This window comes from Streptomyces sp. NPDC041135 (assembly GCF_055592085.1).
The window spans coordinates 256,045-269,595 of the sequence record NZ_JBVIYZ010000011.1 but is presented as its reverse complement, the minus strand read 5'-3'; the positions used below and the strand labels follow the sequence as shown (position 1 = coordinate 269,595).

The following is a 13,551-nucleotide window of genomic DNA, read 5'->3' as shown; positions in this document are numbered from 1 at the left end:
GGGGAGGGGAGGGGAGGTGGGGAGGGAGGGAGGAGGGGCGCGGGGAAAGAAAGGGGAGGGCCCTCCGCTTGGGGGGGGGAAAAAAAAAAACACTCCCCTCCCCGCCACCGCCTTGTCCGCATACCTTCGTCCCGCTGCGAGCCGCCGGGGCAACGGCGGCTCCCCTAACGGGAGATCGGGGGTGCACACATGCGGATCGGGCTGCTGACGGAGGGTGACTACCCGTATGTGAGCGGTGACGCCAGGCTCTGGTGCGACCGGCTCGTGCGCGGGCTCGAGCAGCACGAGTTCGACATCTACGCGCTCGGCGGCACCCGGCGCCGGCAGGACGAGGGCCGGTGCGACCAGGCCTGGGTGCCGCTTCCGCCGCAGGTCGGCCGGGTGCGTACGGCACCCCCATGGACGGCCGGGGGCGACGGGACGGTCCACGGGCGGCGCGCGCGCCGGCGCTTCGCCGCGTGCTACGGCGAGCTGGTCGAGGCCTTGTGCGCCGCGGCCGCGGGAACGGCGCCCGCCGGCACTGACAGCATCGACGGGATCGACGGAATCGACGGGATCGGCGCGACCGGCGTGACCGCGCCGGCCGACCGCTCCCGCGCGGTGCTCGACGCGGCGGGCACCGCGTACGCCGGGGTGGCGGGCGGCGGGACGGACGACCAGGCGGACCGTTTCCGCAGCGCGCTCTACGGGCTCGCCGAACTCGCCCGCGACGACGGCGGGCTCGTCGGCGCCCTCCGCTCCGACACCGCCGTCCGCATCCTGGAACGCGCGTGCCGCGCGCCCGGCGCCCTGCCCCCGGCGCGCGAGGCACGCGTGCCCGACCTCCTCACCGTCGCCGCACACCTGGAACGCGCCCTGCGCCCCCTGTCCCTCGACTGGTACGACGACGACGGCCTCGGCGCCGCCGACCTCTGCCACGCCACCGCCGGCGGCCCCGCCGCCCTGCCCGGACTGCTCGCCCGGCACTTCTGCGAGGTGCCGCTGCTGCTCACCGAGTACGGCGTCCAGCTGCGCACCCACTACCTGACCCTCGGTGCCGGTGCCGGTGCCGCCGCCCCGGCCGTACGCGCCCTGCTCGCCGCCTTCCACGGCCGGCTGGCCGCCGAGGTCTACCACCGGGCCGCCGTCATCACCCCCGGCAACACCCACGCCCGCCGCTGGCAGGAACGCTGCGGCGCCGACCGGGCCAAGATCCGCACGGTGCACCCCGGTATGGCGGCGTCCCGCTTCGCCGAGGTCGGCGAGTCCCCGGACCGCGCCGACCCGGACACCCTGGTGTGGGTCGGCCGCGTCGAACCCGCCAAGGACCTGGTGTCCCTGCTCCACGCCTTCGCCGAGGTCCGCAAGCAGGAGCCCACAGCACGGCTGCGGATCATCGGTGCCGCCGCGGGTTCCGAGGGCGCGGCCTATCTGGGCCACTGCCGGGCGCTGGCCGCCCAGCTCTTCCCGGACGAGGCGGAGGGCGCGCACGCGGTCGGCGACAACCCGGTCTCCTTCGAGGAGATCGGCGGACCGGAGGCCCCGACCCTCCCCGACGCCTACGCCGCCGGTGCCGTCGTCGTCCTGTCCAGCGTCGTCGAGGGCTTCCCGGTCGGCCTGGTCGAGGCCATGTTCTGCGGCCGCGCCACGGTGTCCACGGACGTCGGCGCGGTCGTCGAGGTCATCGGCGGCACCGGGCTCGTCGTGCCGCCGCGCAACCCGCGGGCGCTCGCCGAGGCGTGCGTGGCGCTGCTGCGCGACCCCGAGCGCCGTGCGCGCCTCGGTGCCGCCGCACGCGCCCGCGCGCTCGAGCTGTTCACCGTCGAGCAGAACCTCGCGGCATTCCACGGCATTTACCTGGACATCGTCTCGCACAGCCCGGTGCGCCGGGTCGTTCTGGACGAGGCCGGCGACCCCCTCCCGTTCGCCGCGCCCGCCGAGGCCCACGTCCCCGGCCGGCTGACCGGACCCACCTCTCACGTCCTGCTCCGCCCCGGTTGGGCGATGGGCGCACCGGTGCGGGCGACCGGCCTCGCGGCGGCGGAGGGGACGCGATGAGCGCGGGGCAGCGGGAGGACCTGGCCGGTGGGGCGAGCGGGCCGGCCTGCGAGGTACGCGGGGCGGGTGCCGGGGCGAGGGGGCCGGGTGGCGGGGTGAACGGGCTCGGGCCGGAGCGGCCGGGCGTGCCGCGCAGCCCCGGTGCCTGGGACGCCCGGTCGGCTGGATGGCTCACGGCGGCCCCGGAGACGCAGGACGCCGCGCCCGCCGGCGCCTTCGCCGACCTGGCCGGTGACTCGGTCGACCTGTCCGTCGATCTGTCCGTCGACCCGGCCGGTGACTCGGTCGACCAGTGCGTCGATCTGCCCGGTGACCGTGACCTGACCGCTGTGCTGCCCGGTGACGTCTCCGTCGAGGTGTTCGGCGACCGGGGCCCGGCCCACGGCCTCGGCCGGCGTGCCGGAACCGACGGGGAGGTACCGGCCCAGGCGGTGGCCGGGGCGCCGGCCGTGATGCAGGCCGGGCGGCCCGCGGCAGCGGACCCCGGCGACGCCGACCGTGGCCGCGGACCCGCCCGCCGGGGTCCCGCCGACCCGGTGAAGGCCCTGCTGCACCGCCACCGCGAGCTGTGCGAAAGGGCCGTGGACCCGCTGGAGATCGCCGCCGGCCTGGAGGCGCACGGGGTCACCGACCGGACCGCCACCCGCTTCCGGCACCGCGACGTCTTCTCGCTCGCCGAGGAGCTGTACGCGCGCGTACCCCGCGACGGCGAGCCCCGGCCCCGTCCCGAACCCCCCGCACCGACCCGCGTCCGCCCCGGCCGGCTCCCGTTCGCCTGTCTCCCCGGTGCCCTGGGCGGCGCCGCCGTCGCGGGCCTGCACCTCACCCAGGGCCGCTCCCGCCTCCTCGTCGCCGTCGGCGGCGCCCTCGCCGTCACCCTCGGGGTGCGTGCCGCGCTGCGTCGCGGGCCCCTCGCCGCGCCTGGCGCCCGCACCTGGCGCACGGCGTCCGCCACGCGCGCGTGGACCACCTGGCTGTTCGGCTACGCCCTCCTCGGCGACGGCCTGCTGCGCTCGGTCATGACAGGCGGCCCCGACGCGCCGCCCACCGGCCTGCCCGACGGCCCCTGGCCCACGGCGACCGCCCCCGTCCTGGCCCTCCTGCTGGCCTGCGTCCCGGCGGCCTGGACCGCCCAGCTGTTCTCGGCGGCCGCGCGCCGCAGACTCACCGGCAGCCGCGGCCTGGCGGAGTTCACCGCCGCTGTCCGACCGCTGCTGCTCGGCGCCGTCGCCCTGTTCCTGGGGGCCCTCACCGTGCTGCTGGCCGTGTGCGCGGCCGCCCTGTGCCAACCCGCCGCCTACCCGCAGACGCTCACCCTCGGCGCCCTCCTGCTGCTGGCCCGCCTCCTCACCGTCCACCGCGTCCCGCACGCCGCCGCGCACGCCCTCGCCGCCACCGCCGCGACCGAGGCCCTCGCCGTCGGTCTGGTCCTCGCCGGTCGCCTTCCCGGCTGCGAGGGCCTGGCGACTCCCGTCGAGACTCTCGTGCACACCTGGGGCGCGGGCGGCGTCCCGGCACTGGCCTCCGGCACGGCAGCCCTCACCCTCCTGGTCCACGCCGCCCGCACCCTCACCCGGGCCGCGGCCCACGCGCCGACCGGAGCGGACGAGTGAGCCGCCCGCCCTCCGCCGACACCGCCTGCCACCGGGCCCGGACCAGGTGGCGTCCCCGCCGTCCGGGCGGCCCACCGCCCACTTCAGCAGCCCCGCTCCCACCGCAGCCCGGCCCACCGCCGGAGGCACTCGCATCACCTCTTGCATCACCCCTTGAAGGAGACCGCCAGATGACCACCTCCCGACCCGGAGCGGCCGGAACCACCGGAGCAACCGGAGCGCACACCCCGGGAGCCACCCGATGAGGGTCCTGCTGATCGGAGCCAACGGTTACCTCGGCCGCTTCGTGGCCGACCGCCTGCTCGCCGACCCGGCCGTCCAGCTGACCGCGCTGGGCCGCGGCGACGACGCCGACGTCCGCTTCGACCTCGCCAGCGGCAGCCCCGGCGCGCTCACCCGCTTCCTGGACGCGGTCCACCCCGGGGTCGTCGTCAACTGCGCCGGCGCCACCCGGGGCGGCGCCCGCGAACTCACCCGGCACAACACCGTCGCGGTCGCCACCGTCTGCGAGGCACTGCGCCGCAGCGGCTGCGGGGCACGCCTGGTGCAGATCGGGTGCAGCGCCGAGTACGGCCCCAGCCAGCCCGGGTCCTCCACGGCCGAGGACGCGGTGCCCCGGCCCGGCGGACCGTACGGCGTCAGCAAACTCGCCGCGACCGAACTGGTCCTGGGGTCCGGCCTGGACGCCGTCGTGCTCCGGGTGTTCTCCCCGGCCGGCCCCGGCACCCCGGCGGGCTCCCCGCTCGGCCGCCTCGCCGAGGCCATGCGCCGCGCGATGCAGTCCGGCGACGGTGAACTCAAGCTCGGCGGGCTCGGCGTGCAGCGGGACTTCATCGACGTCCGGGACGTCGCCCGCGCCGTGCACGCCGCGTCGCTCTCCGCCGCCCAGGGCGTCATCAACATCGGCTCGGGCCGCGCCGTCCGCCTGCGCGACGCCGCCGCCGTACTGGCCAGGGTCGCCGGATACGGCGGGGCCCTGCACGAACTCGACGGCCCGCCCGGCCCGTTGCGGGCGGCCATCGGCCATCCGCGGCCCGACCCCGACCACGCGGCCCCGGTCGCGTTCCCGTACCCGGACGGTTGCGGCAGCTGGCAGCAGGCCGATGTGCGCACCGCGCGCGACCGTCTCGGCTGGCGCCCCCGCATCAACCTCGAGGAGTCCCTCGCCGACATCTGGATGGAGGCGGCATGCCGCATCTGACCAGCGCCCGCTCGGACAGCGCGAGCACCGGCGTCCGCACCGCCCTCGGGGTGCCCGGCTACGCCCACCCCCTCGTCGCGCCCACCGAGTGGGGGGAACTCGCCCGCCCCGGCACCCCGCTGCACTGGGTCGTCCTCGACGTCGGGGCCGGGCCCGGCACCCGCCCCGACCCGCACTGCCTGGAGGCGGTCGCCCGGCTGCGGGCCGCGGGCGTTCGCGTCCTCGGCCATCTGGACACCGCCCACGGCGCCCGTGCCGAGGGCGACCTGCTCCGCGACGCGGGCCACCACCTCGACTGGTACCGGGTCGACGGCTTCCTGCTGCACCGCTGCCCCACCGAGCGCGCCGCCCTGCCCCAAGTCCGCCGCACGCTGACGGCACTGCGCGCACTGAGGGATGGCGCCCACCTCGTCCTCGACCACGGCACGCACCCCTACCCCGGGTACGCCGAGCACGCCGACCAGCTGGTGACCTTCTCCGGCCCCTGGTCCGACTACCGCTGGTCGCAGGCCGCCGAGTGGACCGCCGCCTACCCGCCCGACCGCTTCTGCCACTTCGTGCACAGCGTGCCGCGCGGCCATCTGGAGGAGGCACTGCGCATAGCCCGCTGGCAGGGAGCGGCGACCATCTGGTTCACGGACCGCACCGACCGCGGCGGACGGATCGACCCCTGGGAGGCGATGCCCGGCTACTGGGACGACATCGTCTCGCGGATCGGAACAGGTGTCTCGGAATGAAGAAGCCCGTGGCAGTGTTACAGGGAGAACAACTGTAGTGATTGACCGACCAACGGAGTCCCCGTGTCGTTGCCACCCCTGGTCGAGCCGGCTTCTGAGCTCACCGTAGACGAGGTCCGCAGGTACTCCCGCCACCTGATCATCCCCGACGTGGGCATGGACGGGCAGAAGCGGCTGAAGAACGCCAAGGTGCTCTGTGTGGGCGCCGGCGGCCTGGGCTCGCCGGCGCTGATGTACCTGGCCGCCGCGGGCGTGGGCACGCTCGGCATCGTGGAGTTCGACGAGGTCGACGAGTCGAACCTGCAGCGCCAGATCATCCACAGCCAGGCCGACATCGGCCGCTCCAAGGCCGAGTCCGCCCGTGACTCCGTCCTCGGCATCAACCCGTACGTGAACGTGGTCCTTCACCAGGAGCGGCTCGAGGCCGACAACGTGATGGACATCTTCAGCCAGTACGACCTGATCGTCGACGGCACGGACAACTTCGCGACCCGCTACCTGGTCAACGACGCGTGCGTGCTGCTGAACAAGCCGTACGTATGGGGTTCGATCTACCGCTTCGACGGCCAGGCCTCCGTGTTCTGGTCCGAGCACGGCCCCTGCTACCGCTGCCTCTACCCGGAGCCCCCGCCCCCCGGCATGGTCCCCTCCTGCGCCGAGGGCGGCGTCCTGGGCGTGCTGTGCGCGTCCATCGGCTCCATCCAGGTCAACGAGGCCATCAAGCTGCTCGCCGGCATCGGTGAGCCGCTGGTCGGCCGACTGATGATCTACGACGCCCTGGAGATGCAGTACCGCCAGGTCAAGGTCCGCAAGGACCCCGACTGCGCGGTCTGCGGCGAGAACCCGACCGTCACCGAACTCATCGACTACGAGGCCTTCTGCGGCGTCGTCTCCGAGGAGGCCCAGCAGGCGGCGGCCGGCTCGACGATCACTCCCAAGCAGCTCAAGGAGTGGATCGACGACGGCGAGAACATCGAGATCATCGACGTCCGGGAGCCGAACGAGTACGAGATCGTCTCCATCCCGGGCGCCAAGCTGATCCCGAAGAACGAGTTCCTCATGGGCAGCGCCCTCGGGGGCCTGCCGCAGGACCGGAAGATCGTCCTGCACTGCAAGACGGGTGTCCGCAGTGCGGAGGTCCTCGCCGTGCTGAAGTCCGCGGGCTTCGCGGACGCCGTGCACGTCGGCGGCGGCGTGATCGGCTGGGTCAACCAGATCGAACCGCACAAGCCGGTGTACTGACCGACCGGCCTCCCTCACCGGGACGCCGGACCCGGCCCACGACCCTGGCCCGTTCAGGGGCCGTGGGCCGGTGTCGTTGCCGGACGGCACCGGCCGGCCGCCGTTCGGGACCGCCGGGAAGCCCGGTGCCTCCACTCTCGCCGCCGTCAGGAGCAGACCGTGCCGTCCTTCGGCACCGTGCCGTGCAGCAGGTAGGCGTCCACCGCCGAGTCCACGCAGTCGCTCCCGCTGCCGTAGGACCCGTGTCCCTCGCCCTTCCAGGTGAGTTCGACTCCGACGCCCCTGCCCAGCTCGTCCGCCATCCTGCGGGCACCCTCGTACGGCGTCGCCGGGTCGCCCGTGTTGCCGACCAGCAGGATCGGGGCCGCGCCCGGTGCGCTCACCTCCGGGGTGTCGTACTGGCCCGCCACCGGCCAGTCGTGGCACCAGCCCGCGGTGTCCCAGCCCATGAAGTCCCCGAACACCGGTGAGATCCGCTCGAAGCGCGGCAGTGCCTTCTTCGTCTCGGCGAGCGTGGGCCGCTGCCGGTCGTCCAGGCACGATATGACCCGTTGGGCCTGCGTCGCCGTGCCGTAGTGGCCCGAGGCGTCACGGTCGTTGTACTGGTCGGCGAGCGACAGCAGTTCGGAGCCGTCGCCCCGCCGCGCCGCCTTCAGCGCGCTGGTCAGCATCGGCCAGCCCGCCCGGTTGTACAGCGGCAGGATGATGCCGGTGACCGCGAGGGTCTGGGTGAGCTTCCGCCCGGACGACGTGGGCAACGGGGCGGCGTCGATCCGCTTCAGCAGGGCCGCGATCGTGCGGGAGCCCTGCCGCGGGTCCTGGCCGGTGGACCTCACGTAGTCGTCGAGGGCCCGCTGGAAGCCCTTCGTCTGGTTCTCGGCATGGCCGACGGTGTCGGCGGTCGGGTCCACCACCGCGTCCAGGATGAGCCGCCCCACCTGTCCGGGGAACAAGTGGGCGTACACGCCGCCCAGTTCGGTGCCGTAGGAGATGCCGAAGTAGTGCAGCTTCGCATCGCCGAGCACTTGGCGCATGAGGTCCATGTCGCGCGCGGTGTCGGTCGTGGAGACGTGTGCCATCAGCGGCCCGGCGGTGCGCAGGCAGCCCTTGCCGAAGGCGGTGGCGTCCTGGAGGTAGGCCTTCTCCTCGGCGGGGGTGTCCGGAGTGGCGTCGACCGCCTCGGCGGCCCGGACCTCCCGGTCGTCGCGGCAGCGGACGCCCTCGCTGGCCCCTACCCCGCGCGGGTCCCAGCTCACCAGGTCGTAGCTCCGGCGCAGCCCGGAGACGATGGCGGCGTAGGAGGGCATCATGGCCACGCCCGAGCCGCCGGGGCCGCCGAAGTTGAACAGCAGTGAACCGATGCGGTCGCCGCCGCCGGCGCGGGCCCGGATGAGTGCGAGACCGATGGTCCGGCCGCCCGGCTTCGACCAGTCGAGCGGCACCTTCAGCGTCGCGCACCGCCACTCACCGCTCGGCGCCGGCGAGCCCCCGGTGGCCTTGCAGCGGCCCCAGTCGAGCCGCTGACGGGTGAGCGAGGCGGGCAGAGCGGCCGTCGCGGGGCCGGTCGCGGACCCCGACGCCGTACCGGACCGCTCCTCTCCCTTGTCCCCGCCGCTGCCGCCGGCCGGGCCGCCGCAGCCGGCCAGCAGCACCACCGCGGCCACGGCGGCCGTCCACCGTGCGATACGAGACATGCGCAACCCCCCTCACGAGCCCTCCGCACTGCTCGGCGAGGGGCGTTCAGGCCATGGTAGGTCGGGCGTCCTGAGCCCGTCACAGCCTGTGGATAACCCTTTGACCTGCGGTTCCTGTCCTGCCCGCAGTGATCGGCTCGGCTCGTCCGCCCGGCTCGTCGGTGCCGCTCATCCCCCCGGCTCGTCGGTGCGGTGTCAGGAGCAGACGGTGCCGGTCTTCGGCACCCTGCCCTCGAGCAGGTAGCCGTTCACGGCACCCTGCACGCACTTGTTCCGGCTGTCGTAGGCGCCGTGCCCCTGGCCGCGGTAGGTCAGCTCGACGCCGACGCCCTTGCCGAGCGCGTCCACCATCTTCCTGGCGCCCTCGTACGGGGTCGCCGGATCCCCGGTGTTGCCGATCACGAGGATCGGTGCCGACCCAGGCGCGCTGACGTCGGGATGCTCGGCCGCCCCCGGCACGGCCCAGTCGGTGCAGCTGACCATGGACCACGCCAGGAAGTCCCCGAACAACGGGGAGGCGGCCCGGAACGCGGGCAGCCGCTGCTCGACGTAGCCCGGGGTGTAGCGGGCCTTGTCGTCGGCGCAGTTGATGGCGACGTTCGCCGCGGTGATGTTGCTGTACTCGCCGTTCTCGTTGCGGCCGTTCATCGAGTCGGACAGCAGCATGAGGATCTTGCCGTCCCCGTCGTAGGCCTGTTCCAGGCCCTCGGTCAGGTACTCCCAGAAGTCCTTGGAGTACAGGGACTGCGCGATGCCGTTGGTCGCGGCGGTCTGGGTGAGGTCGCGCGGGAAGACGCCGGGGATCGGCTTCTTCTCCAGGTCGGCGAGCAGCTTGGCGATACGGTCCTTCACGTCCTGCGCCGTGTCGCCGAGGGGGCAGTCGGTGGTCTTGGAGGTGCAGTCGTCGGCGAAGTTGTCGAGCGCCAGCTGGAAGCCCCTGGCCTGCCCCAGCGAACTCTGCTCGGGGTCCTCCGTGGGATCGACGACCCCATCGAAGACCGCCCGGCCCACCTTCTTGGGGAACAGGTGGGCGTAGACGCCGCCCAGCTCGGTGCCGTAGGAGATGCCGAAGTAGTAGAGCTTCGGGTCGCCGAGCACCTGGCGCATCAGGTCCATGTCGCGGGCCGCGTCCGTGGTGCGCACGTGCGGCAGCACCTTCGCGGAGTGCTTGTCGCAGGCTGCGTTGAACTGTTTGGTGCGGTTCACCAGCTGGGTGCGTTCGGCGCTGTCGTCGGGTGTGGCGTCCTGCTGGAAGTACTCGTCGAGCTGGGCGTCGCTCTCGCACTCGACGGGATCGCTGCGGCCGACCCCACGCGGGTCGAAGCTCACCAGGTCGTAGCGGGTGCGCAGGGCGGCGTAGTCCTCGCCGAACGCGGGCAGCGTGGCCACGCCGCTGCCGCCGGGGCCGCCGAAGTTGAACACGAGCGAGCCGATCCGCGCGTCCGCCCGGCCGCTGGCCCTGGCCCGGATCAGGGCGAGCCCGATGGTGTCACCCTTGGGCTTGCTCCAGTCCAGGGGCGCCTTCATGGTGGCGCACTGCCACGTGCCGCCGTTCGGCAGCGGGGAGGGGGAGCCGCCGCCGCCTTCCGCCTCGGACGGCGCCGGGCAGTCCTGCCAGTCAAGGTGCTGCGCCGTGAGGTCCCCGTTCCCGTTCCCGGAGCCGTCGCCGCAGCCGGCCAGCAGGGCCCCGAGCAGCACGGCGGTGGCGGACAGGGCGGTGGCGCGCGGCCGGGAGGGGTTGGGCATATGTCCATCCTGAGGGCGCGCACGCCGGGGCGCGCGGGGCGCGAGCCGTATGAGGTAGGCCCCGAACCGGCCACCGGGCAGGCCTGCCGGCGAAGCTTCGCAGGCTTGCCCACGCCGCTCTGCCGGCGCGCCCGCGCCTCTCCGCGCACCGGCCGGGAAGAGGCCCCGTATCTCTGAACCGGCGCCGCGGCCTGCTACAGGGCGCCCTTGCGCGAGAGGTGGCCGAAGGCCAGCCAGCCCGGCAGTACGGGCAGCCACAGCGTCAGCAGCCGGAACAGCAGGACGGCCGGCGCGGCGACCTCCTTGGGCAGGCCGACGGCGATCAGACCGACCGTCAGGGTGGCCTCCACCGCGCCCACGCCGCCCGGGGTCGGCGCGGCGGACCCGAGCGCGTTGCCGGCGAGGAAGACGACGGCGACGCTGGCGATGCTCAGCGAGGTCGAGTCGTCGCCGAAGGCCCGGATGGAGGCGTCCAGGCACATCACGAAGCAGGCGGTCAGCAGCAGCATGCCGCCGATGCCGGTGACCAGCTTCTGCGGCCGCTGCAGGACGTCGAGCATGCGCGGTACGACGCCCGCGAACAGCGACCTCACGCGCGTGACGACGAACTTCCGCAGGAACGGCACCGAGGTGACCACGAGCACGAGCACCGCCACCGTCAGCAGCCCGGCGATGACCGTCCGGGACGGCGACAGCGACGGCGTCTTCTCGGTGCCGGTCAGATAGCCGAAGGACAGCAGCATCAGGATGTGGCAGCCCAGCCCGAACAGCTGGGAGGCGCCGACGCTCGCCACCGCGAGGCCCGGCCGCACCCCCGCACGTTGCAGGAAGCGCGTGTTCAGGGCGACACCGCCGACCGCGGCGGGCGCCACGATCTTCACGAACGAGCCCGCCACCTGCGCGGCCACGGTCCGCACGAACGGCACCCGCTCGGGCACGAACCCCAGCAGCGCCATCGCCGCGGCGACGTAACTGAGCGCGGAGAACAGCACCGCCGCGATCACCCAGCCCCACTGGGCCCGGGCGAAGAGCGTGCCGAACTCGATGTGCGTCAGCTGGGTCAGCAGGTAGTAGGCGCCGATCGCGCCGGCGATGAAGCTGATCAGCGTGCGCGGGCGCACGCGCTCCAGGCGGGCCGGCTCCACGGGTGCCTGCGGTCTGATCCGCAGTACCTGGTGCCGGATCTGCGTCAGCAGGTCCTCTTCGCGCGCCTCGTCGATGGCGTCGTCGATGGCCCGTTTCTCGGCCCGCTGCTCGGCGCGCACGGCCTTCTTGTCGGGCTTCTCCTGGGCGGTCCCGGTGTCCTGGGCGGCTTCCTCCAGCCGGGCCTGCTTGGCCTGCCGGGACGCTTCCAGGACGGCCTCGCGCTCGCGGTGCGCGCGCTCCCGGGCGAGCCGGCGCAGCGTCGCGCGCGTGGAGCGGGTCAGCGCGATCGGCTGGAGCATCGGCAGGCAGTCGGCGACCGTGTCGGGACCGAGGACGCCGACCGCGGAGGCCACCGCCCGCTCGGCACCCACCCGCAGGCCGAGGGTGGTGAGCAACTGGGCGACGTCCATGCGCAGCAGCAGATCACCGGCCGCGATCTCGCCGCCGCGCAGCTCGGTGAGGATCACCGTGCCGGAACGGTCCACCAGGATCGCGTCACCGGCCAGCCTGCGGTGCGCGATGCGCCGCGACTGCAGGGCCCGCACCTGGTGCCAGGTGTGGCGCAGCAGGTCGTCGGTGATCTCCGCGTCGGCCAGCGAGTCCAGTGTGCGGCCCCCGGTGTGCTCGTAGACGAGCATCACGGCGTCGGGGCCCAGCTCGGAGGTGGCGATCAGCTTCGGCGCGTTCGCGCCCGCCGCGATCGCCGCGTACGCCAGCAGCGCCTCCTGCTCCAGCGCCTGGCGCAGCGACGGGAGGCTGGAGCGGGTGGCGAAGCCGCGCAGGGTGAGGTTGCGCCAGGCGCGGTAGAAGAAGCCCTGCGCCTGCTGCTCCCGGTCGACCACGGTGACGTCCAGGGGCGGGCCGTCCTCCAGGGTCACGAAGTAGCGCCGGCCCCGGTCGCCGTTCTCCGCCTCCGGGCTCTCCTCACGCGCCGCGCTGACCGGGCGGAAGCCGACGTGCCGCAGACCGGCCATCAGCGTCTGCCCCGTGGGACGCACATTGGGCGAGCCGACCGCGTAGAGGGTGCCGTAGGCGACGGTCCAGCCGATCAGCACGGTCAGGATGATCGAGAACGGGGTGGTGTAGCCGGTGACCAGCATGGAGAACGCGTCGAGCATCAGCACGATCCACAGCACCGCGCGCCAGCGCGGCCGCCGGGACATGCCGACCGCCGTCATGTAGGCGATGACGGGCGCGAGATAGCCGTGCACCGGGTCGGTGAGGGCGTGGATGTCACCCGGTGAGGGCTGGGTGAGCGCCTCCTGGATGGACCCCGGGGCGGCCCGGGCGACCCACAGGTCGGTGGCGAGCGTCACACCGTGGGCCAGGACCGCCGCGAGGACGCCGTCGGCGATGCGCAGCCCGTCCCGCTTGATCAGCCGCTCGATCGCGAAGGCGACCGGCACTAGGAGGATCGCGATGCTGGACGCCAGCCCGGCGAACCGGATCAGCAGGTCGGGCGCCTGTCCGGTGCCCTTGTTGATGTCCTGCTCGAGGCCCGAGGTGGTGCCGTGCGCGAACGCGGCGACCGCCAGCAGCACGGCGATCGCGAAGACGCCGACCAGGAGCCGCATCAGGTCGGACGGGCGGTGCACGCGCGCGGGGAGCAGCGGTTCGTCGCCCTCCACGGCGTCGGCGCGCGCGTCGTCGCACCCGTCCGGGTCGTTCGGGGTGTCCGGGGCCTCCGGATCGCGCGGGGCGTCCGTGGGCTCGTGGGCGCCGGAACCGGGTGCCGCGCCGGTGGTGCCGGGGAGGCCGGTGCCATCCGCGTCCGCGTTCGCATCCGCAGCGGCGGCGTGCGCCGTCCCGGCCGAGGCCGGTGCGTGCGGCGGGCCGGCGGAGTCGGGTGCGTGCGGCGGGCCGGCGGCGTCCGGTACCCGTGCCGTCCCGGCCGGGCCGGCGTCGTCGGTGCCCGCGCGGGCGGTGTCCGGGCGCGCGGGCCCGTCAGAGCTGCCCTCCGCGCCCTCGGGGTGCACGCCCTGCTGCTTCATGGTCTCTTCTTGGTCTCGTATCACCAGTCACCGCCCGCACGATGGTGGCATGCGCGACCGGCGGGCGCGGGCATCAGGGTCCACCTGCGGAGTCGCACAGTCTGCCGGAAGCGCCGCCGCGGGGCGAGGGCGCGGACCGGCCGC

The 13,551-nt window shown here is 74.1% G+C and carries 8 protein-coding genes; 5 read left to right on the top strand and 3 right to left on the bottom strand.

Annotated elements, in window-relative coordinates:
• Positions 1–189 precede the first annotated feature (189 nt).
• The 5 genes from ACZ6CZ_RS25265 to moeZ all read left to right on the top strand — a co-directional run bounded on the left by ACZ6CZ_RS25265 (position 190) and on the right by moeZ (position 6,830).
• Complete coding sequence (locus tag ACZ6CZ_RS25265) at positions 190–2,037, top strand: DUF3492 domain-containing protein (RefSeq protein WP_469025226.1); 1,848 nt, start codon at positions 190–192, stop codon at positions 2,035–2,037.
• Positions 2,034–3,650 (top strand): hypothetical protein, encoded by a 1,617-nt coding sequence (locus ACZ6CZ_RS25260; RefSeq protein ID WP_469025224.1) that lies wholly within the window; start codon positions 2,034–2,036, stop codon positions 3,648–3,650. The genes ACZ6CZ_RS25265 and ACZ6CZ_RS25260 overlap by 4 nt, the downstream gene beginning before the upstream one ends.
• A gap of 241 nt (positions 3,651–3,891) precedes the next feature.
• Entirely contained in the window at positions 3,892–4,851 is a 960-nt protein-coding gene (locus ACZ6CZ_RS25255; protein ID WP_469025222.1) for an NAD-dependent epimerase/dehydratase family protein, read from the top strand.
• Positions 4,839–5,588 (top strand): spherulation-specific family 4 protein, encoded by a 750-nt coding sequence (locus ACZ6CZ_RS25250; RefSeq protein WP_469025219.1) that lies wholly within the window; start codon positions 4,839–4,841, stop codon positions 5,586–5,588. Before ACZ6CZ_RS25255 ends, ACZ6CZ_RS25250 begins: the two co-directional genes overlap by 13 nt.
• A gap of 63 nt (positions 5,589–5,651) precedes the next feature.
• Positions 5,652–6,830 carry an adenylyltransferase/sulfurtransferase MoeZ gene (moeZ, locus tag ACZ6CZ_RS25245; RefSeq protein ID WP_469025217.1) on the top strand — a complete coding sequence of 393 codons (1,179 nt, stop codon included), beginning with the start codon at positions 5,652–5,654 and terminating at the stop codon, positions 6,828–6,830.
• 146 nt (positions 6,831–6,976) lie between these two features.
• Here the strand turns inward: moeZ and ACZ6CZ_RS25240 are convergent, their stop codons facing one another.
• The 3 genes from ACZ6CZ_RS25240 to ACZ6CZ_RS25230 all read right to left on the bottom strand — a co-directional run bounded on the left by ACZ6CZ_RS25240 (position 6,977) and on the right by ACZ6CZ_RS25230 (position 13,407).
• Complete coding sequence (locus ACZ6CZ_RS25240; protein ID WP_469025214.1) at positions 6,977–8,524, bottom strand: alpha/beta hydrolase; 1,548 nt, start codon at positions 8,522–8,524, stop codon at positions 6,977–6,979.
• A gap of 195 nt (positions 8,525–8,719) precedes the next feature.
• Complete coding sequence (locus ACZ6CZ_RS25235) at positions 8,720–10,270, bottom strand: alpha/beta hydrolase (RefSeq protein ID WP_469025212.1); 1,551 nt, start codon at positions 10,268–10,270, stop codon at positions 8,720–8,722.
• Positions 10,271–10,464: 194 nt separating this feature from the next.
• Positions 10,465–13,407, bottom strand: coding sequence for a lysylphosphatidylglycerol synthase transmembrane domain-containing protein (locus ACZ6CZ_RS25230; protein WP_469025209.1), 2,943 nt, complete (start codon positions 13,405–13,407; stop codon positions 10,465–10,467).
• Positions 13,408–13,551 lie beyond the last annotated feature (144 nt).